We start from the raw sequence: 8,792 nt of genomic DNA, 5'->3' as shown, positions 1-8,792 counted from the left end.
AGTTATTATTGCTATATAGTAAAGTATTTTCAACAGGTAATTTATCAGTACTTGAAAGTACTTTTATTGTGGTGGATTGTGAGTAAATAAAACAAGAAAATAAAAGTAATAGGTAGTTATTCATTATAGGTTTTATTTAAAAAGGTCTATAAGGAAATCTATAGAGAGTTAAGATTTGACCAGAATCGAGCAGATTTACATTATGTACTTAATCCAACTATAAATTTAAGTGTGTTTTAATTTATTCCTATCTCATTCTCCATAAACTTTTTGGAAAAGAATTGCAAATCAATACTTTTTTTAGCAATAGTTCTTGCGATCATGATTTTTTACTCACTTTTCACTCTAGTAGAATGCAGCATATCAAATTTCCAGCCTTTATCAGTTAAAATGGCCGTAGCGCTTTCAAGCCAATGTGCTTTTCTAATAATTTTATCATCAACAGAAATGGTTGCATAGTTGTGATAGGCCACCCAAGCCGTTTTGTTGGAAACTTTGATGTCTATAATTTCAATAGTATTTACTCGTTTTGGCATGGGTAAATTGAGTTTGGCTGTATTCAAATACTTTGCAATGGTATCGTTATTCCACACCTCGCCGTGTTCCAAAAGCAGGAATTCCTTGGTATAGTATTTCTCAATGTTTTTAGCTTCTAATTTGGACCAAATTTCATCAAACGATTCGAGTACTAAATTTTGAATCTGTTTTTTGTGGGTTTCATTTGAAACTTGAGCGAATGCTATTGAATTAAAAAACAGCATTAAAATTATGGTGTTACGTGTGTTCATTTTTGTTAAAATTAAGTTTACTGCTAGATAAAAAAAATAAATGTAGCTATTTTATCAATGTAAAAAAAGATTTTAAATTTGGTAACGCTTCCAAAGTCATTCCCTTTACAACAAAAAAGAACTTAAAACTCCCGGAAGATCATCCATTAATTATATCATATAACATAGTAATTTAAACTTTGTCTCGAGACATTTGCTAACAGCAGTACGCTATAAAAAAAAACTTTTTTTATAAATATAGTTACAATCAGTTTTTTAAAAACAAAAGTTAAAGCTTGATTTTTATCTTATAAATTTTGCTTAAGCCGTTTTCACCGCTTGTAATGTATTCTTGGTATTGTTGGATATTCTGAAAAGATTTTGGTGCTAAATTGCTCCTTTTACTTGTAAAATAGAGCGTATTTGTTTCGTTGTTGTAAAATGGGCAATACTCCATATACTTTGAATTGATTGTATTGCTCAAATTTTCTGCAGCTTGCCATTCTCCGTCAATGCCTCTTTTAGCCATGTATAAATCGCCACTGCCAAAACCATCTTTCGCGTTGTATTTGGTGTAAATGAGCAAGTTTTCATCTTTGGAGATAAAAGCATTAAATTCGTAGCCTTCGCTGTTGATATTTGTACTTAATAAAATGGGTTTTGAGTAGTTTGCTCCATTCCATTGGCAATAATAAATATCATCTTTCCCTAAACCCAATTTTGAGTCCTTGGTGAAATACAAATTGTTATTATCGGATAAGGTGGGATAAAATTCGTCGTTTTTAGAATTTACGGCGCTTCCAATATTTATAGGTGTTGACCATTCACTATTTTTATCTTTACGTTCTACAAACCAAATATCAAAATCACTTTTTAGAGTTTCTGATTTATCTTTTGGTCGATCTGATGCGAAATAAAGCCTTGTGCCATCGCTCGATAAAAACGGCTCTAAATAGGAATATCCATCGCAAAACGGAAGTATAACTGGGTTGTCCCATTTTTTATTTTTTACACATACAATTTTTGATAACTCTTGATTAGGACTTTGTATGGTAAAAAAAGCTTCTTTTTCATTGGGTGCGATACAGAAGTCACGCAAGTTTTGGAACTTATTTAGATCAGAATGGACTACTGCTACAATTTGTTTTTGATTTACACTTAACTCCTGTGGCTGCGCTTGAAAAAAACACAAAAAAGAGAATAATAACATTAAAATATTTTTCATTTGATCGTATTTTTTTGATTGCTTGTTACTTGTACATTTAGCAGCTCTTTATTGATATAGTTTTGGTTCTGTCATTCCTTGTTTTAAATAATAATCTTTATTCATTTCAAAGTGACTTGTCGTCATCTCATTATAATATTCTTTAAAAGAAGGTAAGTTATATTTTAATCTCAGATTATCAATATTTAATGAATCAAGTAATCCGTTTTTTGGAATTGCTTGTCCTACTTTATTGTATGTAACTTGCGAACCAAATCTCTGCTTTTGGTTTAGGTTGATTGCAATTCTGTCCTCAAGCATTGCATAATTAGATTTTTCGGCATTATTTTTTTCGATTTCTTGTCCTAATGCTTTAAGCATTTTCTGTTGGAACTTAATATCATTGTCTGCGTGTTGAATAGTAATCCAAAATTTTTTCGAGTATTCTTGACCAATCTTATCATAACCTAAATAACCATATTCTGAATATATTTTTTTAATTTTTTTTTGATTATCAATACCAACACTATCTCTTTTCATTTCAAAAATTTTCCACGCTTCATTTTTCCCAAATTTTTTAAGGAGTTCTTCAGAAGGAGTTGCATAACTATATTTTTGGTCAATAGTAAATATATAATCCAGTTCAGCAGTTATTTTTTCTTTATCGGAATTCGATACTACTTTAGTTGCATTGCAACTAATTATAACTAAAATTAATAAAAACAATGATTTTTTCATCTAAATTGATTTTTTTGGTAACCTTGCCTGCAAATTGTAATTAATCGTAACAAACCCTCCCAAGCTACATCTAGTCTGACCACACATATGTGTATAGCAGTTCAGAAATTAAAGAACATTTTTTAAAATAACGCTCTGATTAGTTCAGTGTTGTGGCGCGTAATTCTTATTTTTTAAATTTAGAGTTTCTGAATACTTTTAAAAGTTCATCTCTGTCTTTGTCATTGTTGTAGTTTATATTCACCCCAAAGTCAAAGCCGTTAATTAGTCTGCTAAACATAATTTGTTTTAATAAAGCTTCTCCTTTTGGACTGTAAATCGTAAAACTATATTTCTGAAAATCTAATCCGTCTATTTTTTCTACTGTTGTTGCAGAAGAGTCTGCTTTTATACCTTGATTTAGGTATGTCTTGTAAATAATTTCTTTCAGTGCCGAATTATTTTCTTCCCATTCTCCGTCATATTCTAGTTCAAATGGTTCTGAAGTGGACTGAAAATTATTGAATTGGTCTTTTTGTAATGAAATAAGGTTTTTAAGTTTACTATAGTCTACTTCACCTTCTAATGTTTCTTCTAATGCTTTAAGCCCTTTTTCATTAATTTCCTTATTTTTTTCTTTGTCTACAATTGTCCAACCTTTTGGGATTACAATAGTCCAGCCAATTTCTTGGCTTGTATAGATGTTTCCTTCAATTTTTCCTTCGTCAATATTTTTATTAGGGTCTGTTTGTCCGCAAGATGTCAATGAAAGTAGGAGTACTGTGAAAATTGTAAAAAGTATTTTTTTCATTCGTTTTATTTTTTATTTGTAGTCGTTTTTATAAGTGCAATAACTTATAAATTATGCAAAAAAATGTCTCCAACACCTCCAATTTTGGCTGAGACATTTGCAGCACCCTAAGGTTTAAAGTACGTTCTTTTAATAATACTTCGAGTAGCTGTGGTTGGATGAAAGTTATTTTTTTATGATTTTCGAAGTTAACGTTCCTCCATTTATATCACTAATTTTTACAAAATAAATACCAGTTTGTAAACTAGTTAAATTTATTTTATCATCTTGATTTTTTAAATTACTTATTATCTTACCGTTTAAATCAGAAATTTGTATTTCTTTTAAATCTATATCACTTTTGATATATAAATAATCACTTGTAGGATTAGGATATATTGTGATGTTGTTTTTTTCTTGAGATTTGGGTAAGCCTAATGTTGCATCTTTGATAATGATTACTTTATCGCTAGTTGTATTAAAAGCATAGCAACCATTTCCACAAGTGATAATATTTTTTACTGAACCAAAGGCTTGTGAAATGGGTAAACTATCAGACAACAAAAAAGTATTGGGATTAAATCTTTTAAAAGTGATGTTTCCCGAAAAATCATAGCTGGCAAAACATACACTATTATGATAGCTATCATAGACTACTGGGCCATTAACATTTGAAAATTGACCAATAACAAAAGGTGCAGTGGTAACATCAATGACTTTACCATCAGATGAATACATGTAATTGTTTTTGTAAATAAAATCTAGATAAAAGTTTGATATTACGTTTTGAGTTACACTAACATTACTAACTCCACTACTATTTATGGACAATCTTCTAATTCCAAATTCAGTAGTTTCATTATTGTAACCTATCAGTGAATTTTGGCTTGTAAATTCAATTCTGTTACTTCCCGTATGGTCAGGCGTTGTTGTGGGTCTCATAACATTATTATCATAAATCACAACTCCTTCGTGTCTAGGAGAAAAACCTTTATTTTTCCTAGAAATAGCAATAGTTGTTGGTTGATTAGGCATAACTTCAATATCTTCAACATAATAAGATCCAGTTGATGAGTCACTTCCTAGACTAAATTGTAGTCCAGCTGTTTGAGTTGTAACATCGAATCTTCTAACAGTTGATGAGCCACTAAAACCAGAATAAATATACTGACCATTATCAGAAATTGCAAGAACTGTAGGTTCGCTTCCAATAAAAATTGTATTTTCCAACGCGTAGGTATTTGGATTTATTACACCTATACTGTTTCCATTTGCCCCATTTGAACTAGGAATACTTGCATAAATTTTATTTGTTACTGAATCATATACTAAATCATTTGTAGTTAAATTCAAAGTGTTGATTTGAAGTTGTGCAAATGTCAATGAGCTGGTTCCAAGTAATAAAAGAGATAAAATTCTTTTCATATTTATTTGTATATTAATTGTAAATATTTTTTTTAAAGCTTTGAGCCTGCTTTAAAGTGCTACGGGCTATAATGAACTATGTAACGGCATATTTTCTATTATTAGAATATTATTGCAAAAGATAAACGTAAATCTGCTACGCTCCTTGAAGACTTCCTTTTTAGAACAATAGCAGAAATAATTTTATGCATTGAAATGTAAATTTATAGCAGTTGTATTAGTAACGATTTTTGCAATAAGTGACATTATAACTACAATTTCAAAAAACAGAAGTGTATAAAACACAATTATTCTCCATATAAACCCTAACTTGGAATACTTTTTATAGGCCGCATTAAAATAGACCCAAAAAGGAAACAAAATAATCAAGAAGAAATAAATGATTGTTAAAATACCTAAAAAGGATTTAATTTCCTCAAAGACTCTCAAAAGTGACAACAAGTTGACAAATAAACACAAAACCAATATTCCCAACAAATTTATTCCTGCAATGATGAAATGCTCCGCTAGGTTGATTTTCAATCTTTTGAAAATCAGAAAAGCATTAACCGCAAATAACGGGACTAATCCAAATAGAATTAATTTTACATTTTTCGATAAGAAATTCATTAATTGTATTCCTTCATTTGTATTTTTAGAAACTGATGGAGGATTCAGGTCATGATAATAATGCACCGTTAGAATATTCAAAGCGATTAGCATTAAAGTGAGTGCAAAAACATTGTAGTAGTTTACTCTTTTGCCATGAATGTAATCCAAAGCTGCTTGCCCAGGTCTTGTAAATGTTTCTTTTAAAGTAAATAAGATTCCTTTTTCTAAATGGAACACACCGTGTATGATATCGTGGGCAAAAAAATGCTTTAAGGTTATGGCGTGTGTATTGCTTTTTTGACCGCAATTCTGACAATAATTACCAGAAACATCTTGTTCACAGTTTAGGCATTGTTTGTTCTCCATGGGTTACTATTTTGCTTTTTAGAATAGGTTATATTTTGTAAGTAAAAGTAATAATTTATTGTCTCTAAATAAAAAAGCTTTCAAGAATATTACCTGAAAGCTTTATTAAAATTATTTTGTCTAGTCCTGAAATAGCGTGACATAAAAAGAACAGTTATAGAATATCATCAACAAAGAGCAGTAATTACCAAAACAATAAATCATTTAAAAATTAACGAAATAGACTTCTAATCCTATCAAAGATATTTCGTTTGCGGACAATAATGACCTCTCCCAGTAGCATTTCACTTGGAGTCATTTCTATTTTTAGATTGTTTGCTGCTTTCAGTACTTCAATTTCTTTACTTTCCATTCCGATAAAATGAACTAATAGCAACTTAGATTTTGAAAAATCTCGTAACGGTATCTTAATAGTAAAAGTCCCGTTGATATCTGTAGTTACACTTGTTTTTGATTTTTTATGTTCAATCACTGCTCCGGGAAGTTGTATACTTGTTTTAGCATCAGCGGTTAATTGTTCTAAAACAATACCTGATACGGTTACAAAAGCGGTGTCTGTCGTATTTACAGTGGCTGAGCTAGATTTCGAATCAACAATTTCTATTTTCGCTTTTTCTTTTTGAGCTAATGCCGGCAGTGCTGTTAAAAGAGAAGTAAAACTAAAAAGTACTCCCCAAAAAGGTGCAGGTGTAAGATTTGAATTTGTAAATTCTGTATTGATTTGATTTTTAGCTAATCTACCGCAAACGGATGTGTTATTCGAAATTTTACTCAAAATTTGAGCTTTAGTGTATAACTCAAAATTGATGACTTCTTTTTTACAACTTGCGCAAAATTTACCTTGATTTGTAGCACTCATGGAATTCCAATCTGCATGACATGATTTGGGTATTTCTAGTTTGTATTTCATGTTATAGTACAAAGTTTAAAATGCAACAATTTGATTTCTTAGTTCCGCTAGTTGCTGTGCCAATGCCTATGATTTCACATCGCAAGTTATAGCATATAGCTGCAAGCATTCTCAAAGCAGCCTACAGTGTTAAGGACGTTTTATTAGAACAGATTGAGCAGCTGGGGAGCAATTCAATTCTTTTAGTTTACGTAAACTATTCTTTAATGCTAGTGCGCCGCAAATCATAATCACAAATAGACAAGCACAGATGTAGTAATTGTTATTTCCATATTTGTCGAAGTCTTCTTTGCTGCTATATGAGATTAACGCCAGTAATGGACCAAAAATTAAAAGTAGGGCTGCGTTTTTTTGGGATTTAATTATTTTTCTTTTCTCATCTTTCATTTTGTGAGCATTTCGGGAATTAATAATTTATGTTATGTTTTTATCTCTGGATTTAATTTCAACTGCTCCACGAAGTCTTCTTTTTTAGAACAGAATGTTATTAGAACTAGATTCAGTGCGAATGTCTGTTACTACGCATTGCAAGTCATGGCATTTAGCACATTGTTTGTTAAAAGGTTTTTTTTAATAATACTTCTATCAGCTTTATTTGTCACCATTTTTTGGTCATGTACGGACTATCAAAAGTGATCCAATTTGTAGTGATGAGTTTCTCACCATCAGTATTCATTGGGGTAAATCTAACTTGGTATTTTCCAGTTCGCGCATAGGTAAATGGGCCCGAACACATGTCATGACCCACATGTACTTTGTTTTTCCACGCCAAAATATAAAAAGTTGTTTTGCGTTTTGTAGCAATTTCAATAACTTCTGTTTTGTACCACGTCTCTGTTTCGTTATTATTTACTATTTTAAAGACAGCGTTTACTGACGGTCCGCAGCCGAATTCCTCAATTTCATTTTTTTCAAATTTTAAAATATGATTTGGATTTAATTTGGAAATAAAATCCAAATTAGAAGTTTGCCAAAACACTTTTTCTCGTTTCTCAGTTTTACTATTCCATTTATACATTTCCTCAAGCTCACTTGCTGTGGCGTCAGCATATTTGAGAAAATATTTTGTGTTTGGTTTCAATGTTTCTGTCGATTTAAAAACAGCTTGCGTTAGGCTCTTTTGCCCCTTTAAGATTTCTATTAGCGTAAGTTCGATTAATTCTCCCTTGTCACTTTCTAAAAAAACTTTTCTTGTTTTAAATGCTTCCACAGTTTTCTGACTTTCGCCATATCCCTCAATGATAAACATTGAATTTAAACTGATGTTGCTCTGTTGTGGAAAAAATTGCATGGCAGACCACGCACATTCTGCTAAAACAGAATTGATTGAAAACAAGAGTATTATGCAAAGTATTAGATTTTTTTTTCTCATAATGAGATGTTTATGCCGGTGCTATTTCTGTTAACATTGTACCGCTTTGCATTAGTTGCAAATATCCTAAATAAATATTCTCTGTTGTGTTGATTTCTCTAACTTCGTACCGCAAGATATAGTGTATAGCCGAAGACATTCGCAAAGCAGCCTACAGTTTAAGAACTTTTTTTTAAATACTTTGAGCAGCTGGTTTTTTATTTATTCAAATTTCCAATCGTAAATGCCACAAACATTATTCCGCTTATTAGTGCAATAAAATATGCAAACTTTTTTATGTCGTCAAAATTTCTATTTTCTTTTAAAATTACTTTTCGGAACTTTTCAGAAACAATTGCTAAAATTGAGCTTATGAATAATAATCCGATTGCTAAATTTATTCCAATTCCAAATGGAGAACCTTCGGTTTCGCCTTTTACAAAAAATGGAATAATGTCTGATAGAAAAAGTAAGTTCCAAGCAGCAATAAAAAAAATAGCAACTGATTTTTTTAACGGAAATCCACCTTCGTTTTGCTTTTTTATAATTTCCAAATCGTTCGAACTTATTTCGCTATTTAAGTTTTGCAAAAATCCAGTTTTTTTAATTTCGCCGATTACTGAATTCGGGTCTTTGAATGTCCAAAATATAACTTTAGGATTATAATTTTC

General features: G+C 30.7%; 10 protein-coding genes. All 10 read right to left on the bottom strand.

Going from position 1 to position 8,792, the window contains the following annotated elements; genetic code table 11:
- Window positions 1-329 precede the first annotated feature (329 nt).
- The gene (locus FPG59_RS10920) at window positions 330-788 is read right to left on the bottom strand and encodes a DUF4440 domain-containing protein (protein ID WP_254906684.1); all 459 of its coding nucleotides are present in this window, start codon (window positions 786-788) and stop codon (window positions 330-332) included.
- 268 nt (window positions 789-1,056) lie between these two features.
- Window positions 1,057-1,992: a PD40 domain-containing protein gene (locus tag FPG59_RS10915; RefSeq protein ID WP_086454637.1), complete on the bottom strand. Its 936-nt coding sequence runs from the start codon at window positions 1,990-1,992 to the stop codon at window positions 1,057-1,059.
- Between the two features lie 48 nt (window positions 1,993-2,040).
- Window positions 2,041-2,709 (bottom strand): DUF6624 domain-containing protein, encoded by a 669-nt coding sequence (locus FPG59_RS10910; protein ID WP_086454636.1) that lies wholly within the window; start codon window positions 2,707-2,709, stop codon window positions 2,041-2,043.
- 166 nt (window positions 2,710-2,875) lie between these two features.
- Window positions 2,876-3,499: a hypothetical protein gene (locus tag FPG59_RS10905; protein WP_086454635.1), complete on the bottom strand. Its 624-nt coding sequence runs from the start codon at window positions 3,497-3,499 to the stop codon at window positions 2,876-2,878.
- A 165-nt stretch (window positions 3,500-3,664) separates the two neighbouring features.
- Entirely contained in the window at window positions 3,665-4,903 is a 1,239-nt protein-coding gene (locus FPG59_RS10900; RefSeq protein ID WP_086454634.1) for a T9SS type A sorting domain-containing protein, read from the bottom strand.
- Window positions 4,904-5,086: 183 nt separating this feature from the next.
- Window positions 5,087-5,860: a DUF3667 domain-containing protein gene (locus tag FPG59_RS10895; protein ID WP_086454633.1), complete on the bottom strand. Its 774-nt coding sequence runs from the start codon at window positions 5,858-5,860 to the stop codon at window positions 5,087-5,089.
- A gap of 211 nt (window positions 5,861-6,071) precedes the next feature.
- Window positions 6,072-6,770, bottom strand: coding sequence for a carboxypeptidase-like regulatory domain-containing protein (locus FPG59_RS10890; protein WP_086454632.1), 699 nt, complete (start codon window positions 6,768-6,770; stop codon window positions 6,072-6,074).
- 129 nt (window positions 6,771-6,899) lie between these two features.
- Window positions 6,900-7,157, bottom strand: a complete 258-nt coding sequence (locus tag FPG59_RS10885) for a hypothetical protein (RefSeq protein WP_086454631.1) — start codon at window positions 7,155-7,157, stop codon at window positions 6,900-6,902.
- A 211-nt stretch (window positions 7,158-7,368) separates the two neighbouring features.
- Complete coding sequence (locus FPG59_RS10880) at window positions 7,369-8,142, bottom strand: hypothetical protein (protein WP_140344635.1); 774 nt, start codon at window positions 8,140-8,142, stop codon at window positions 7,369-7,371.
- A 197-nt stretch (window positions 8,143-8,339) separates the two neighbouring features.
- The coding region (locus tag FPG59_RS10875) for a hypothetical protein (protein WP_086454629.1) at window positions 8,340-8,792 on the bottom strand (453 nt) is incomplete at its 5' end.

Origin of the sequence: Flavobacterium sp. FPG59 (assembly GCF_002150205.1) — a bacterium.
Lineage (GTDB): Bacteria > Bacteroidota > Bacteroidia > Flavobacteriales > Flavobacteriaceae > Flavobacterium.
This window is presented reverse-complemented; position numbering and strand designations above follow the sequence as displayed.

What these genes read in the sequence shown, in the direction of transcription:
- FPG59_RS10920 (WP_254906684.1), bottom strand. Translation starts at nt 788, where the DNA reads ATGAACACACGTAACACCATAATTTTAATGCTGTTTTTTAATTCAATA.
- FPG59_RS10915 (WP_086454637.1), bottom strand. Translation starts at nt 1,992, where the DNA reads ATGAAAAATATTTTAATGTTATTATTCTCTTTTTTGTGTTTTTTTCAA.
- FPG59_RS10910 (WP_086454636.1), bottom strand. Translation starts at nt 2,709, where the DNA reads ATGAAAAAATCATTGTTTTTATTAATTTTAGTTATAATTAGTTGCAAT.
- FPG59_RS10905 (WP_086454635.1), bottom strand. Translation starts at nt 3,499, where the DNA reads ATGAAAAAAATACTTTTTACAATTTTCACAGTACTCCTACTTTCATTG.
- FPG59_RS10900 (WP_086454634.1), bottom strand. Translation starts at nt 4,903, where the DNA reads ATGAAAAGAATTTTATCTCTTTTATTACTTGGAACCAGCTCATTGACA.
- FPG59_RS10895 (WP_086454633.1), bottom strand. Translation starts at nt 5,860, where the DNA reads ATGGAGAACAAACAATGCCTAAACTGTGAACAAGATGTTTCTGGTAAT.
- FPG59_RS10890 (WP_086454632.1), bottom strand. Translation starts at nt 6,770, where the DNA reads ATGAAATACAAACTAGAAATACCCAAATCATGTCATGCAGATTGGAAT.
- FPG59_RS10885 (WP_086454631.1), bottom strand. Translation starts at nt 7,157, where the DNA reads ATGAAAGATGAGAAAAGAAAAATAATTAAATCCCAAAAAAACGCAGCC.
- FPG59_RS10880 (WP_140344635.1), bottom strand. Translation starts at nt 8,142, where the DNA reads ATGAGAAAAAAAAATCTAATACTTTGCATAATACTCTTGTTTTCAATC.